The sequence below is a fragment of the Salinibacillus aidingensis genome, from assembly GCF_039522525.1.
GTDB classification, from domain to species: domain Bacteria; phylum Bacillota; class Bacilli; order Bacillales; family Alkalibacillaceae; genus Salinibacillus; species Salinibacillus aidingensis.
Genome location: NZ_BAAADO010000001.1, coordinates 685,090 through 701,347, shown reverse-complemented (window position 1 = coordinate 701,347; position 16,258 = coordinate 685,090). Strand labels below are relative to the sequence as shown.

The 16,258-nt window shown below is 39.3% G+C and carries 14 protein-coding genes and 1 other annotated feature; of the genes, 10 read left to right on the top strand and 4 right to left on the bottom strand.

Features of this window, described 5'->3' with window-relative positions; translation table 11 throughout:
- The first annotated feature begins 88 nt into the window (after window positions 1-88).
- From ABD006_RS03650 to motS, 4 genes are all read left to right on the top strand, one after another.
- Window positions 89-1,159: a bifunctional 3-deoxy-7-phosphoheptulonate synthase/chorismate mutase gene (locus ABD006_RS03650; RefSeq protein ID WP_343837636.1), complete on the top strand. Its 1,071-nt coding sequence runs from the start codon at window positions 89-91 to the stop codon at window positions 1,157-1,159.
- A 297-nt stretch (window positions 1,160-1,456) separates the two neighbouring features.
- Window positions 1,457-2,452: a catabolite control protein A gene (gene ccpA / locus ABD006_RS03645; protein WP_343837634.1), complete on the top strand. Its 996-nt coding sequence runs from the start codon at window positions 1,457-1,459 to the stop codon at window positions 2,450-2,452.
- A 56-nt stretch (window positions 2,453-2,508) separates the two neighbouring features.
- Window positions 2,509-3,351: a flagellar motor protein MotP gene (gene motP, locus ABD006_RS03640; RefSeq protein ID WP_343837632.1), complete on the top strand. Its 843-nt coding sequence runs from the start codon at window positions 2,509-2,511 to the stop codon at window positions 3,349-3,351.
- Complete coding sequence (motS, locus tag ABD006_RS03635; protein ID WP_343837629.1) at window positions 3,341-4,135, top strand: flagellar motor protein MotS; 795 nt, start codon at window positions 3,341-3,343, stop codon at window positions 4,133-4,135. The genes motP and motS overlap by 11 nt, the downstream gene beginning before the upstream one ends.
- Before the next feature lie 558 nt (window positions 4,136-4,693).
- On the opposite strand, the gene ABD006_RS03630 is transcribed toward motS, so the two are convergent.
- From ABD006_RS03630 to ABD006_RS03615, 4 genes are all read right to left on the bottom strand, one after another.
- Window positions 4,694-5,878 (bottom strand): acetoin utilization protein AcuC, encoded by a 1,185-nt coding sequence (locus ABD006_RS03630; RefSeq protein ID WP_343837627.1) that lies wholly within the window; start codon window positions 5,876-5,878, stop codon window positions 4,694-4,696.
- Entirely contained in the window at window positions 5,875-6,519 is a 645-nt protein-coding gene (locus tag ABD006_RS03625; RefSeq protein WP_343837625.1) for an acetoin utilization AcuB family protein, read from the bottom strand. Before ABD006_RS03625 ends, ABD006_RS03630 begins: the two co-directional genes overlap by 4 nt.
- 12 nt (window positions 6,520-6,531) lie before the next feature.
- Window positions 6,532-7,173, bottom strand: a complete 642-nt coding sequence (locus ABD006_RS03620) for a GNAT family N-acetyltransferase (protein ID WP_343837623.1) — start codon at window positions 7,171-7,173, stop codon at window positions 6,532-6,534.
- Window positions 7,174-7,532: 359 nt separating this feature from the next.
- Complete coding sequence (locus ABD006_RS03615) at window positions 7,533-10,730, bottom strand: transglycosylase domain-containing protein (protein WP_343837620.1); 3,198 nt, start codon at window positions 10,728-10,730, stop codon at window positions 7,533-7,535.
- Between the two features lie 314 nt (window positions 10,731-11,044).
- Window positions 11,045-11,255 (top strand) — a binding site (T-box leader).
- A gap of 66 nt (window positions 11,256-11,321) precedes the next feature.
- On the opposite strand from ABD006_RS03615, the gene tyrS reads away from it, so the two are divergent.
- The 6 genes from tyrS to ABD006_RS03585 all read left to right on the top strand — a co-directional run bounded on the left by tyrS (window position 11,322) and on the right by ABD006_RS03585 (window position 16,064).
- On the top strand, window positions 11,322-12,593 hold the full coding sequence (gene tyrS / locus ABD006_RS03610) for a tyrosine--tRNA ligase (RefSeq protein WP_343837618.1): 1,272 nt from the start codon (window positions 11,322-11,324) through the stop codon (window positions 12,591-12,593).
- A gap of 20 nt (window positions 12,594-12,613) precedes the next feature.
- Window positions 12,614-12,811: a hypothetical protein gene (locus ABD006_RS03605; protein ID WP_343837616.1), complete on the top strand. Its 198-nt coding sequence runs from the start codon at window positions 12,614-12,616 to the stop codon at window positions 12,809-12,811.
- Window positions 12,812-12,942: 131 nt separating this feature from the next.
- Complete coding sequence (locus ABD006_RS03600; protein ID WP_343837613.1) at window positions 12,943-13,563, top strand: DUF421 domain-containing protein; 621 nt, start codon at window positions 12,943-12,945, stop codon at window positions 13,561-13,563.
- Between the two features lie 667 nt (window positions 13,564-14,230).
- On the top strand, window positions 14,231-14,470 hold the full coding sequence (locus ABD006_RS03595) for an HNH endonuclease (RefSeq protein WP_343837611.1): 240 nt from the start codon (window positions 14,231-14,233) through the stop codon (window positions 14,468-14,470).
- A 403-nt stretch (window positions 14,471-14,873) separates the two neighbouring features.
- Entirely contained in the window at window positions 14,874-15,332 is a 459-nt protein-coding gene (locus tag ABD006_RS03590; protein WP_343837609.1) for a GNAT family N-acetyltransferase, read from the top strand.
- Between the two features lie 189 nt (window positions 15,333-15,521).
- Window positions 15,522-16,064, top strand: a complete 543-nt coding sequence (locus ABD006_RS03585; protein ID WP_343837605.1) for a DUF1572 family protein — start codon at window positions 15,522-15,524, stop codon at window positions 16,062-16,064.
- The last annotated feature ends 194 nt before the right edge of the window (window positions 16,065-16,258 follow it).

Below are 16,258 nucleotides of genomic sequence, written 5' to 3'. Positions count from 1 at the left end.
CGTTATAATAATGCCTAATTATTTATATTCTATTTTAACAAAAAACCACCGAACTTGCGTATTTAAAGTAAAGAATGGGGGATTAATTATGAGTAATGAACAGTTGGACCAATTAAGAAACGAATTGGATAAGGTGAATCTGGATCTTTTGTCACTCATCAACAAGCGGGGAGAGCTTGTTCAGCAAATTGGTGAAGTCAAGGAAAAACACGGAATGAACCGTTTTGATCCAGTACGTGAACGGGAAATGCTTAACCATATATTACAGGAACATGATGGTCCTTTTGAATATTCAACAGTTGAGCATTTATTTAAAGAAATCTTTAAAATGGCTCTTGAACTCCAGGAAGATGACCATAGTAAGGCGCTCCTTGTGTCCAGGAAGAAAAAACCTGAGGATACCATTATTAACATCAAGGGTCAACATATTGGTAACGGTGAATTACAATATATTATGGGTCCATGTTCGGTTGAAAGCTACGAGCAAGTGGCAGAAGTCGCGGAAGCCGTTAAAAAGCAGGGTCTGTCATTGCTGAGAGGTGGAGCGTTTAAACCAAGAACCTCTCCTTACGATTTCCAGGGTTTAGGGATTGAAGGATTAAAGATTTTGAAGCAGGTTGCCGATGAATATGACTTAGCCGTAGTCAGTGAAATTGTAAATCCTGCCGATATTGAAACGGCCTGTGATTACGTTGACGTTATCCAGCTTGGGGCAAGAAACATGCAAAATTTTGAGCTGTTAAAGGCAGCAGGATCTGTGAATAAACCTGTATTACTAAAAAGAGGTTTAGCTGCACAAATTTCTGAGTTTATTAATGCGGCGGAATATATTATCTCCCAGGGCAATGAAAATATTATCCTTTGTGAACGCGGGATTCGAACCTATGAAAAGGCTACACGTAATACGCTGGACATCTCAGCCGTCCCTATTCTGAAAAAAGAAACCCACTTACCTGTATTTGTGGATGTCACTCATTCAACAGGTCGTCGTGATTTGCTTCTGCCAGCGGCTAAGGCAGCTGTAGCCATTGGAGCAGATGGAGTCATGGCCGAGGTTCATCCCGATCCAGCGGTGGCATTATCTGATTCTCAGCAGCAAATGGATATCCCTACATTCGAATCGTTTATGTCAGAATTGAAGAAAATGGAACAACGTTAATATACAATTCCTGATAAGTTCAACTAACTATCAGTGGGGGATGGAGAACCCCCCCACTGGAAGTTTCACTTTATCTGGATCTATTAAGAACCCTTCATTCTTAAATAAGAGAGTGAAGGGTTTTTATGCTGTTACACAATACTTTTTATGGTGCAAAGAGAATGTTTATGGAAAATTTTTGACAAAATAGATGATAAATAGGCATCTTTGTCCTTTCTTCATTGCTTGAAGCTTTAATCTGTCGTATGATATCTATATAATAAATGAGTATCGGTATTTTTAAGGAGGATAAATGAAATGAATGTGACGATATACGATGTAGCAAGAGAAGCGAATGTATCAATGGCTACAGTTTCCAGAGTTGTGAACGGGAACCCGAACGTAAAACCAGCAACAAGAACAAAGGTGTTAAATGCCATTGAAAGTTTAGGGTATCGTCCTAATGCGGTAGCACGTGGACTGGCAAGTAAAAAGACAACAACAGTTGGTGTCATAATTCCGGATATCTCAAGTATTTTCTTTGCTGAACTAGCCAGAGGAATAGAAGATATTGCTACGATGTATAAATATAATATTATATTAAGCAATTCAGACCAGAATAAAAATAAAGAACTCCATCTGATTAACACAATGCTGGGGAAACAGGTAGATGGAATTGTCTTTATGGGTGGAGATATTACGGAGGATCATATTAAAGAATTTCAATCAGCACCTGTCCCTGTAGTTTTGGCTGCAACCATTGATCCAACAAATACGGTTCCTTCTGTAAATATAAACTATGAGCAGGCCGCATTTGAAGCCATTTCCAGACTGATTGAAAATGGAAATCGGAGCATCGGTTTTGTATCTGGACCATTAGATACGGCGATGAACAATCAGAAAATGGAAGGCTATAAACGCGCATTACAAAAGGGTGGCCTTGAGGTAGACGAAGACCTTATTTTCCGGGGAGATTATACATATCAATCAGGTCATGATGGCTTTACCAAGCTTATAGAGCAGGACAAGCAGCCATCTGCTGTGTTTGTTGCTTCGGATGAAATGGCTCTGGGTGTAGTACATGGAGCTCAGGACAAAGGATTTAAAGTTCCGGATGATATAGAGGTTGTCGGCTTTGATAATACACGGCTTGCCACGATGGTTCGTCCAACCCTATCCACGGTTATTCAGCCGATGTATGATATTGGTGCAGTTTCTATGAGATTATTAACGAAATTTATGAACGAGGAAACTGTAGATGAACAAAATGTAATTCTTCCTCATCGATTGATTGAAAGAAACTCAACAAAATAAAAAAAATGCCGATAAAGAATATAAGAGAAGTTTTTGATTAGGGAGAGAATGATTTTATGAAGCGTAAGGATATTTTAACACCCATCGGTATTTTTTTAGGCCTGACAATGGTTCTTTTCGGTATATATACAAATGGAGGGATTGGAGGAGTCTCCTCATTTGTACAGGCGTCTTCAATACTTGTAGTATTAGGAGGTCTTTTAGGAGCCATTCTTATTAATTTCAGTTTGAAGGATTTGAAGCTGACACTAAGAGTATTTAAGGAAGCCTTTAACAATGAGAGCTATGATTTAAAAGAGTTAATCCGTTTATTTGTCGGTTTATCGGAAAAAGCCAGAAGAGAAGGTTTACTGGCACTTGAAAATGAAGTGGATAAAGTAGAAGATCCATATATTCGAAAAGGTGTGCTGTTAGCGATAGATGGATCTGAACCAGAAGTAATTAATGATATTATGAATGCAGAAATTGTTGCCATGGAAGAGCGGCATCAGCGGGGAAGAGCTATATTTCAAAAGGCGGGTGAGTATGCACCTGCCTGGGGAATGATTGGAACTTTAATTGGTCTTGTTTTGATGCTTAATAACTTATCCAATCCGGAAACGATTGGTCCAAGTATGGCTGTCGCATTACTTACGACTTTTTATGGGACTTTACTTGCTAACTTAGTCTTTAATCCATTAGCAGGAAAATTGGAAAATAAAACGGATGAGGAAACCTTTTTAAAGCAGGTAGTCATTGAAGGTGTGATTGGGGTTCAGTCCGGTCAGAATCCGAAAATACTGGAGGAAAAGCTCAGTGCATTCTTATCCAGTGAGGAAAGAAATGATCTTGAGAAGGACGAAGAGGAAGATGTAGAGGAAGAACAGCAATTTGCAGGTGAGTCTGTCAATGGACTATAAAAAATTTCAACGCAGAAAAAAGAACACGGGCCAAGGCAAAAGCAGCTGGTTAAATACCTATGCTGATATGATCACTTTAGTTTTAGTTTTCTTTATATTGCTGTTCTCTATGTCACAAATTGATGTGAAAAAATTTAAAGCTGTGGCTGACTCCTATCGTGAAAGAGCAATCTTTGACCTGCAGCCTTCCATTATCCCTGCAGATCAACCGGCTGAAAATGGTGACGACATGGATAATCAAAGTAATAACGGGGAACTTGAAGATATGCCAGCATCCGAGAAGGAGGATGAACGTGACGCTGGACAATCAGGCGAAAATGAGGATTCGCTTGATAAGGTTTTGAATGAAGTACAAAAATATCTGGAGAATGAAGGATTGACTGACGTCGTTTCTGCCAATCGAACGGACCGCGGGGTTGTATTAATCCTCCAGGAGAATGTTCTGTTTGAAACAGGTGAAGCAGAAATTATAGATGAGGGTAAACCATTTCTGGATAAAATAGGCGTACTGTTAAACCGTATCCCTAATCATGTAAGGGTAGAGGGACACACCGACAGTCGTCCCATTGCCACCTATCGATACCCTTCCAACTGGGAGCTTTCAGGAGCAAGAGCAAGCAGTGTCATTCGGTATATTATTGATCACAATAATGTTAAGCCTAATCGCTTTCAGGCTGTTGGCTATGCCGATACGAGACCGAAAGCAGAAAACACATCTCCTGAGAATTGGCAAAGAAATCGCAGGGTGGAAATGATTATATTGGAGCCAAAAAACAATTCATAACAACACGAAAGACTCAATGACAGGTAAACAGGTCATTGAGTCTTTTTGATAGTCTGGAAAATTATAAATAAGCGATTTGTGGATAAGAAAAACAGGAGAGGCCACGTCCGGCTCCAGCGCCCAGCGACTAGCGAGACTTCCTTCACCTCCGTCCGATAAGTCAACATCGACTCACGCTGTTCGTCGTGTTTCCTTTTCCGCGTGTTAACTGGCTGTAAGACCCCCTGTAAGAAATAAATGGGAGTCAAAAGCCAGTAAACACCCGATTTGTTCAACTAACAATCAGCGGGGGATGAACCCCCACTGATTGAAGTTTCAATTTATCTCCTCCGGCTCAGTCCAGTCCGTACGTCGCTAATAAGAAAAGCGGAGGCGACTGTTCAGGTCATGCGGGATAAGACGAAGTCATGTAGTGGCATGGGTTTGGCCACGGAATGGCTTTGGCTTATATCCGCCTTGACCTAGGAGCCGCAGCTGGACAAGAAAAGCGTAGGCGACCGTTTAGGCCTGGGAGCCGTAGCTGGACAAAAGGGCGCTTCCGCCTTTGTTCTTGAGTGATTATTGAAATAGACCATTCTTAAATTGTTTTTGGTTTTCAATAAACTGCAAGGCTTTTTTTAAGGTTTGATGGTTCTTTTCACTAATATCGTTTTTCCTTGGAATAGGCTGATAGATATCATTATCATCCTGCCATTTCTGTGGTAATGTGACAGGTGCCTCCTGTTGAACCTTTTCCAGCCATTTTTCCGGCAGCGGACCTTGACCGGTTTGATTGAAAGACATAACGTTCCATATTTGCGCCCATGCTCGTGGAACCACACGCCAAATGTCATAGCCTCCGCCACCCAGAGCAATCCATTTTCCATTACAATATTCATGAGCTAACTCATGAGCCAGGGCGGGGATCGATTCATAAATGTGCATGGTTCCGCATAAATGAGTTAAAGGATCAAACGCATGTGCATCAGCACCATTTTGAGTCACGATAATATCAGGTCTAAAATGCTCTGTGATTTCCTTCATGGCAGTTTCATAGATTTCAAGAAAGGATTCATCTTCCGTAAATGCGTCCAGGGGGATATTATAAGAATACCCATATCCTTCACGTAAACCTCTTTCGTTTACATTTCCAGTGCCTGGAAAGAGATACCTTCCTGTTTCATGTATCGAAAGGGTACAAACATTCGGATCATCATAGAAAGCCCATTGTACCCCATCCCCATGATGGGCATCGGTATCAACATAAAGAACCTTCAGATTATAATGCTTTCGAATATACTGAATCGTAATAGCTGCATCATTATAAATGCAAAACCCTGATGCTTTTCTCTGGAAGCCGTGATGGAGACCGCCACCTAAATTTAACGCATGCTTTGACTGGCGGCCTTCTAATACGGCGTCAACAGCTGAAAGCGATCCCCCAGCCATTAATGCAGCCGCCCGATGCATGCCCTTAAAGATAGGGGTATCCTCTGTGCCTAAACCGAATTCAACCGCTTTTTCTTCTGATAACTCTCCCTTTTCGGCAGCTTTTACAGCTTTTATATAAGCCTCGTCATGGATCATAGCTAACTCCTCATCCGTAGCGAGTCGCGGTTGGATTATTTGTTCATCCGTCAATGCATTTGCTTCCTTTAAGAGATCAAAGGTGAGCTGAACCCGTTTTTGATTAAAAGGATGATGAGTATGAAAATGATATTGTGTATATTCATCTGAATAGATAAAGGCAGCTGAACACTTCATTTTGTCACCCCTGGTATATTTGGCCATAGCACCTCGTACCCATGGTTTTTAAGAGATTCTATGACCGGGATTGGGTTCATCGTCTGGATACGGAAGACAATGATTTTTTTACCTGAATGACGTTTATCCGGATAGATGAATACCGATGAAATATTTACTTTATGTTCTCCAATAAGGTTGGTAATTTTTGGGAGAGTTCCGATTTTGTTCTCAACACGTAATTCAATCTGTGAGCTTTGTTCATGTATGCCGGTTAATTGAATAAGCGTATAGAGGACATCTTTTTCGGTTACAATTCCAATGAGTTTCTGGTTATCTGTAACAGGTACACAGGCAATCTCATTCTCATAAAAAATTCCTGCAACTTCTTCGACAAAATCTAGAGGGTGAACGGTGATTACAGGGCGGGACATAATGGTCTGGATTTCATTGGTGAGTTGTTCGGAATGGTTCTGATCAAAGATAGACGGACTGGCATCACGTACGTCCCGATCGGAGACGATGCCAAGCACTTCATAATGATCATTTACAATCGGAATGTGCCGAATATGATGTTTATTCAGCAGCTTTAAAGCGGTTTCAATTTTTGCATCTGGAGGAAGCGTAATAACTTCCTTTTTCATGACTTCTTCCACTAACATGAACAATCCTCCTTATAACCATCTTTGCTGGTACTTACCCAGAAATCTAAGCTTGTCAAATTTTTGAATCGATTCCTCTGGTACATTTTCACCAATATAAACTAATAAGCAGTTGGCCGGATGGGAATTGATTTCGGGATCGTCGGTAGGGTAAGGCTTAAGCCCGCCAGCACCCATCATTTTCTCCATTACATAACGATAATCCCAGACACTTAACCCCGTTTCTTTTAAATCCCAATGCCAGTAATACTCAGTTGTCAGGATGATATAGTTTTCCATATAGTCATCCATCATAGCTACCTTTAAAAGTGTTGAACCGATTTTGTAATTGCGAAATGGTGAGGCAACTTCAATGGCCCCCAGTTCCAGTAAATCTTCCATTTTAAATTCAGACCATCTTTCAAGTGGATCAGGATAAAGAAAGGTGACATAACCAATGATGGTATCCTGTGTTCGTGCAATAAGTATTCGTCCTTCTTCAAAATCTGCAATATCCAGCAATGCCTCAAATTGCCTCTGGGGAGGGCGAAATGCCTTTAATCCCTCATGGAATTTATATTCAGATAACTGATCACTTGAAATTGGCCCTTCTATTGTAATGGGTTCGTTTTCTGTTTCAATTTTAGTGGAATGATAAGTCTTTTCATGTTTCATTCCAACACCACCTAAGTCATAATAAATGTCTTTGCTTAGTTCCCATTATACAGAAAAGTGAGACGTTTTAAATGTGAAATATCATCAAATTTGTAACAGATAACGGACTTAGAGATAAAGTGAAACTTCCATCAGTGGGGGTTTTCTCCATCCCCCACTGATGGTTAGTTGAACTTATCAGGTTATTACTGGCCGTTTATCCCCCACTTCGTCTTGTTGGGGTACCCTCAAAACTTGAAGTGGGGGTATTAGGGCAAGTTAATACGTGACAAAAAACCAGCATACCAGTTGACGGAAGCTGGTATGCTGGTTCTCTTGCTTATTTAATGTTTTTCATAGAAGGAATAGGGAGCTTAAGGTCAGGTTCCTTCATTATTTTTATCCTTATCATTTCCGTTCCCGTTCCCATTGCCATTATTTCCATTATCATTATTGCCATTGTCTGAAGGTGGTTGGTCCACGGGTTTTGTCGTTACATTAATGCTTTTCCCCTGACTCTCATCTCCATCCTTATCAACAGCAATAACGGTGTAGGTATAGGATTTATCAGGCATAATATCTTTATCTACATAAGAATTCCCTGTAATTTGGTTCCCTGCAACTTTGGAATCTTTGGTAACCTTCACGTGTGAAAAATCGTCTGATTGAGGATTATTCCATGTCAGTCGCAGCACGTCCTTGCTTACGGATGCGGATAAATTATTGATATTTAATGGATTGTTGTTGATATCCCCGTGCACAGCTGGTTCTGAAATTGCTGATTCCTGACCAAAGTAATCGATAGCCGTAACATAATAAACCTGGTTCTTAGAAGGAAGAGTAAAATTCGTCTTCTTTGTATTTCCAATCGCTTCACCAGGTTCGCCTGGCTCTCCTGCCATGTGAACACGATAACCAATGACATCTTTTTCAGGTGATGCCTTCCAGCTTAATGTCTTTCCGGAAATCGAAACATTTGTTGGTGCTGATGGTACCTTCCCATCATTAGAAAGCTCTTCCATCTCAGGGATTTGTATTTTTTCCCACTTTTTATTATTAGGAATGATTTTTTCTAAATTAGATACATCATCCCAGCCCTTTTCTTCTAAAAATTCAGGGTTTAACATAAAGCCTTCCTCTGTAAATTCCTCTGGTGTACCTTCTGCAGCCGGATAAAACTTGCCATCGACCTTAACGTAATCACCTTTAATTAAGCTGTTGTCTTCTTCAGTCGGGACATATTTAGCATTAAATAGATCTGTTGTAATTAATCCTGCTTCTTCACAGGCCTCGCTAGGAAGTAATCCTGAAACTGCACAGACACTTCTGGTAACAATGCCTCCAGGATTTCCAAACCTTTGATCCGGTGCCATTAAGTCAGGACGGATTTCAGTGGCGGCATTGACAAGCTGTCCCCAGAAAAGAATGTTCCGATTACTATAACTTAACCCTGATCCTGTACTATAATTCAGATGAATCAGACGGTCAGGATCGTTCCATTTGTTATCATTTGGATGTCCGTACCCGTCTCCGTCACCGTCTTTGTCATAGGTGTCATAGCCTATACGGGTACCAATGGTTACATTAGGATTTGTAGCAACAAACCAGGCATCCTGAATATTTTCTGTAGAACCGGTTTTTCCGGCCCAATCAACACCAGGATTGTTTAGAACACTGTTTACGTATGTTCCTGTTCCTGATGAAATTACGTCACGCATAAGGTCCAGCGTTAAATAAGAGGTCTGAGGACTAAACACTTCCTCTTTTTCCGTTTCATGTTCATAAATGACTTCTCCGTCTTTGGTTTCAATTTTTTCGATCATATAGGCATCCACAAACGTTCCCATATTGGCAAAGGTAGCAAAGGCATTCACGTTTTCTTCTACAGAAACCCCGAGTGACATACTGCCAATAGACATAGATGGATTTTCATAATCGCTTGTGTATTCATTCTCAATAAGAGTTGAGAAGCCCATACGATCAAGATAGGTTGCTGGTGGTGGCTGATCGCCGAGCATTTTTTTGTAAATTCTTGCTGTTGGTATGTTCAGGGACTTTGTCAGTGCTGTACGTGCTGTTGTAATCCCTGATTCAGAGCTTGCCACATAGTTGCTTGGATACCAGCCATCCTCACCCTTTGCGTCCAGAACCGGTGAAGCGGGTTGAATCATTCCCTTTTCCATAGCAGGTGCAAAATCCAATAATGGTTTCATTGTACTACCATTTGGACGAGGGGTATCCAGCGCATGATTATTTTGATTTTGCTGGTAATCACTTCCGCCAACAAAGGAAAGAATACGTCCGGTTTTATTTTCTATTAATATTGCACCTGGCTGTACTTGAATTTTCTTCTGTTTCATCTCTCCTGTTTCCGGATCTTTCACAAGTATGGTGTGAGATGGTTTGAAGTGTTCATATTTCTTCGCTATTTCCTGATGAGCATCATAAATTTTCTTATCGACGGTCGTGTGAATTTTATAGCCTTCCTGCTGTAAATTTCTTTTGGCTATAATGTTGTATTGTTCCTTCAGTTGATCGTTATTTTCTAAGTCCTCTTTTGTATAGCCGTCCTCTTCAGCGAGTCGCTCAGCCAGAATACCTGCTGCTTTTTCTTCAATCTCAAAGGTTAAATGAGGATACTCCTGAACCGGAGAAGGCTGTGGATCAATAAAGTCTTTCGTTAAATCATAGTTTAATGCATCCTGGTATTCCTGCTCCGTTATATAGCCTGTTTCAAGCATCCGGCTTAACACGGTTTTCATTCTGTTAAACCCTGGCTCCAGACCTTCTTTACTCTTTAACTCCCCGCCGTTGGAAAATGGAGAATAACCGAATGGGCTTTGTGGGAGCCCGGCTAAAAATGCGGCTTGAGGAATATTTAAGTCCTTGGAGTCTACACCAAAAATTCCCTGTGCCGCTGTCTGAATACCCGCGATGTTCCGACCTGATGAATCACGGCCATAAGGTACAACATTTAAATAGGCTTCAAGGATTTCCTCTTTTTTAAAGAAGTTTTCAAGCCTTAAAGCAAGCAGAATTTCCTTAGCTTTACGCTCAAATGATACTTCATTCGTCAAAATCTGGTTTTTAATGAGCTGCTGTGTCAGCGTACTTCCACCCGATTGGGTCGTTGAGTTCGTGAATTCCTGGAATAATGCTCGTAAGATTGCTTTAGGAACGATTCCCTGATGATCTTTAAACAGTTGATCCTCAGTGGCAATCACAGCATTAATCACGTGATCGGATACATCTTCAACATCCACCTCTTCACGATGCAGATTCGAGCGCAGTTTACCTAAATAGTTATTATCAGCAAAATAAAGTTCGGTCGTCTCTTCGTAGTTATAAATGTCCTGTCTCATATCTGCATAGCTTCTGATAGGCTCATCTTTTACCAGTGAGGCAAAATATCCTACTCCTAATCCTCCGACAAAAAATGCCCCAATTAATCCAAAGACTAAAATGATCAATATAATATTCCAAGTTACATCACTGGTGATACGTGAAAACCGCTGCAGTTTTCCTGCTTGCCACCATGATTTAACTTTATGTACGAACTGGCTAAATTTCTCGTTCATAATACACCCCCTAAAATACCATGAATATTATATCATACTGTTGCTTTAATGAGGGAGGAAAAAATGGTGATTTTGTCGAGGTCGGAGCACGTATGAAGGAATGCTGTCATACAAAAAACAAATGGCATTTACTTGATTTTGAAAAAGCGCATATGTGAGTGATGTTTTGTGATTGGGTTTAAGTATAATATTTGTGGATGATTCGAATTTTACTAGTTCTGTTCGGTAAAGTTTTGCTCATTTCCGCTGCTTTTCTGTACTTGACATTATGTTTCCTATTGTGCTATATATTAATAATTAACAACAACTAAATGATCAATGCTGGGAAAGGATGCAGTAGTGGTCTGTTTCTGTTGCAGAGAGCTGGCGGCTGGTGTGAGTCAGTACAGGACAGGTTAACGAATTACGTCTGGGAGCATTTTTCTGTTAATAGCAGAAAACGGAGACCAAACCGTTATGATTTGGCAAAGTGGCAGTCTGTTGTACTGCAACTAGGGTGGTACCGCGGGAAACCTCGTCCCTGTCTATTGGATAGGAACGGGGTTTTTTTGTGCACACATTACTTAAAATATAATTTTGAGGAGGATTTGTATGGATATCATACAGGATTTGAAAGACCGGGGACTTGTAAACCAAATTACCGATGAAGAAGCCCTGAAAAAACATTTGGAGGAGAATACAGTAACCCTATACTGCGGCTTTGACCCAACAGCTGACAGTCTTCATATCGGACACCTCGTTCCATTACTGATGCTGAAAAGGTTTCAGAGGGCAGGTCACCGCCCTATTGCACTTGTAGGTGGCGGAACAGGAATGATTGGGGACCCAAGCGGTCGAAATACGGAAAGACAGTTGAATGAGGAAAATACAGTAAGGGCGTGGAGTGAAGGACTTAAAACGCAGGTGAAGCGGGTATTAAATACAAATGAAAAGGAAGCGGATGTCATTCCTGCTGATAACTATGACTGGTTATCCAGCATGAATATCATTGAATTTTTACGTGATATTGGGAAGCACTTTGGGGTTAATTACATGCTGGCCAAGGACTCCGTTGAATCCAGAATCGAAAACGGGATTTCGTTTACTGAATTCAGCTATATGATTCTTCAATCCCTTGACTTTTTAACTTTATATAAAGAAAAAGGGTGCACACTGCAAATTGGCGGCAGTGACCAATGGGGCAATATTACAGCAGGTCTGGAGTTAATTCGTCGAACCTCAGAGGATGGAGAAGATGCCAGGGCATTTGGTCTGACCGTACCTCTTATAACAAAGGCTGACGGAACTAAATTTGGGAAAACAGCAGGTGGGGCAGTTTGGTTAGATCCGGAAAAAACCTCTCCATATGAATTCTACCAGTTCTGGATTAATACTGACGATCGGGATGTCATTAAGTTTATTAAATACTTTACATTTATGGAGCAGGATGAAGTGTCTGAGCTGGAAAAAGAGGTGGAAACACAGCCGGAAAAACGTGTGGCACAAAAGCGGCTGGCAGAGGAAATGACCATCTTAATTCATGGCGAGGAAGCACTTGCTCAGGCTCAGAGAATTTCCCAGGCTCTCTTTAGTGGAGATATCAAGTCCCTGAATGGAGCAGAAATTGAACAGGGCTTTAAAGATGTACCTTCCTTTACGTTGGATGAACAGGAAAAAGGTTTAATTGACCTGCTTGTAGAAGCGAAAATCTCCTCATCCAAGCGTCAGGCACGAGAAGATATCAGTAATGGAGCTGTTTACATTAATGGAGAACGGGAGCAGGATCTAAAATATACGGTTACTTCAGAAGACAAAATTGACGGTAAATTTACCATTATTAGAAGAGGAAAGAAAAAATACTACCTTATCCGTCACAGTTCTTAATATAAAGCTTAAGTATTTCCATGATTGCAGCGCTGTTCTCCATTAAATCACAGCAAACAGGCGAATCTGGACTTGATGTTGTTTATGGTATTATTCTTACAAATATCGCCATAGTCATTATTTTGATGATTATTGGTGACAGTATCGGAAACCTGATGGAACAAATGAACCCAATGAATCAAATGCAACCAGGTTCAAACTTTTATAATGGATTTTAGATAGGTATCGTTTAGAGCAGGAGTCTTTATTAAGACTTCTGTTCTTTTTATTAGATTATAAAAATGGGCAGGGCGTGTAAATCTAAAAATATGTGTTTTTTTGTAATGTAGAAAATCAGGAAGGTGGTTTGATGCTTATCTTTATTGGTAAGGTAGTCTTTCTCTTTCTTCTATATATAGGTGCGATACGATTTCTGGGTAAGACTGCTTTAGCTCAATTGACCCCTCATGATTTTGGAGCCATATTCTTTTTAGCCTATATACTATTTGGTGCAATTAAAATAGACGGGATATTCGAGGGACTTATTGCAGGAATTATGATTGTTGCCGTTTACTTACTCATTGCCAAACTAACCCTTTGGAACAAATTAAATAAGCTATTAGTTGGACAACCTACATTCATCATTCAGAAAGGGGATATATTAGTCGAAAATTTAAAGCGGAGTCGTTATTCCCTGACAGAATTACTGTCAGCGATTCGTACGGCTGGCTATTTTGATATCAGTGAAATTGATTATGCTATCTTAGAACCGAATGGGGAAATCAGTATCCTATCGAAGCAAAATAATCATAAAGGACTCGCTGTCCCTGTGATCATTGAGGGGGAAATTCAACATCAGCATTTACATCTTGCTAATATAGATGAACAATGGTTAAAACGTGAATTGAATCATAAGGGCTATCGTCGCCTCAATGACATCTTTTTAGCTACCATTCGCGACAAGGATTTAATATTAAATGTTTATACATAAGGCTGTGGTCTAAAAAATCCATGAAATGATGCTAAACCAACTAAAAATTCATTCGACATTATTTTAACATCAAACGGTGAATGGAGAAGAGCGGAAAGGTGTACAACTCAAATAAGAATTGTATACCTTTTAGTTAGTTATTAGGTTAAATAGACTCGCTAATTGCTTGAAGAAGTGAGTACAACAATCTGGTCATTCTCTTCAATAATTGTATTTTTCGGTTTAATGATTACTTCCTGATTTTGTTTGATACCAATCATCTTTTTCCTTTTTTTTTAATAAATAATTGGAACAATATGTTTCCTAATAATTCATTAGGTACTTGAATGGCTTCACAATTTTGTTGTGTTATCTGTGATAGAATGTAATCCCTTGACCCTTGCTAATAAAGTTGATGGAATATAAGGAGTGTAAAAATGTCTGAAAACCCCGGCAACACATATTCGGTATAGACTAGCTACTTCCAGTGAATGGAAATTTTTTCGATTGTTTGGGAAGGTTCACTAATAAACAAAATTTTATGGAAAGTATCTGTCATAACGCAGGTTTGTTCGCTGGTATTGGAGATAATAGACCAAATGGCTTTGGACGTTTTAAAATTAGTTCCTTTAAAGTTCAGAGAGGAAGGAACGACAATAGTGCCTAAAAGTCGTCAACCTTATAATGTTTGGGTGAAAAAATTCGCCCTATTATATGGAAAAGGGATAAGAGAAGATGTGTTAAATGTCAGGAAAAGGTTGCTTTAACTGATTGCCATATAGATCATAAGAATGCAGGCATTATGGGTTCAAATAAGATTTCTGAACTAAGAACACTATGCAAGAGTTGTCATGCATTAAGAAGTTGCTATTTACATCGTGGTCTAACAGCAAGGGCGATTGAAGTAGGAATCATTCCACCTAATTAGAGAGAAATGACTTGGGAGGACGAAAGGGTATAAAATTCGAAACTAGGATTCCCCTAGTCTAATCAAGGAATATGTACCTCCTTGATCACTGATGAGAAACGGGTTCATGCAGGTTAAACCTGAATACGGTCAGGTTCAGAACGGTCTAGTGGGGTATAGTACTGTTCGGCAAGGTTTTGTTAGGTGTGGTTTGGAATAAATGATCTTGATGCTCAATTAGGTCATACAATTTTAGAGTGCAATTATAAAAAGAGGTATGCTACGTCATTTGTAAACTTGCATATCTCTTTTTTGTATTGACAGTCTTTTTCATATTTACCAAGTGAAGTCGTAATTTTAAAAGGGTTAAGTGTCTATTAGATTGAATAAATAAATAGATGAATAAATAAATGAGGTGAGTTATGTGAGGCGACAAGAACATATTAATGTAGAAACAATTAAGGACATTGTTTACAGAAAGGCAAATACTAATGACAAGGAATATTTATATGTGTTAGCGAAGAGTTTAGCAACAAGTTTTGATGTAAATGAATTTGATTTTTTAGATGTTTTCAAATCACTTTTAGATGATGAAAATGTTGATTTAATTGTTGCTGAAAAGGAACAAAAGCTTATTGGTTATGTATTGGTCTTTCACCATTCAGCTTTTTATGCAAACGGACTAATCAGCTGGGTTGAAGAACTTTTTGTGTTAGAACAATATAGAAGAATGCATATCGGAAAGCATTTAATGGAAGAAGTAGAGAAGCTATCTAAAGAACGTGTTTCTAAATTGGTTGCACTTGCTACAAGAAGAGCAGATAAGTTTTATAGGTCGATAGGTTATAGTGAATCCGCAACTTATTTTAAGAAAACATTTTAAAGGTACATTATCTTTAGTTTTATTCAATTAGGGAGGTTGTAATTATTCAAGAAGAACAGCGCTTCTGTGGAACGTTGGTAGTTTGTTGAATAATGGCTTTGAACAAGAAACGGTAGCTAAAATCATGTCCGGCAAGATGGACTACCACTCAAATACAGATCGATATTGAATTAGTAAGGAGGAATATTTTTGAGGAACTTTGAAAAGGAGTACCTTACATTAGCAACAGGGCAATTTAAACACTTTAAAGAACGTGCAGAAAAGGGCATACAGCAATTGACAGATGACGAAATACACTGGAAGCCAAGTGAAGAGTCCAATAGCGTTGCAATTATAATCAAGCATATAAGTGGGAATATGAATTCACGCTGGGTAGATTTTCTAACTAGTGATGGAGAAAAGTCTTATAGAAATAGAGACTTGGAATTCGTTGATCATAATGAATCAAAAGAACACCTAATGCAAATTTGGGAAGAAGGCTGGAATCTACTTTTTAATACAATTGAAAACCTTAATCAAGAGGATTTAAATAAAACTGTTTTTCTGAGACAGCAGCCATTAAGTGTACTTCAGGCAATTCAGACTGAAGTAGCCCATATAAGCTATCACTTAGGGCAAATTATTTATATTGGAAAACAAATAAAGGACAAAGATTGGACTGTTTTAAGTATCCCTAAGAACGGTTCGAGAGAATTTAATCGGAAGGTATCAGCCCAAAAAGATATGGAATAATTTATTGGAAATTTTAGGTGGATTGATAGAGGTTATCTATTCAACATCAAATGGCAAGCTTGTCAATATTGCACTTAAACTATTTGGGAGCATCTCTTTATTCACTCCCCCTTAAAGAGCGAGCACCTTCTTCAATATACATCAGACCATCCGGAAGGGATGTAAAGGCTGCCCTAATATATAGTTTTGATGAT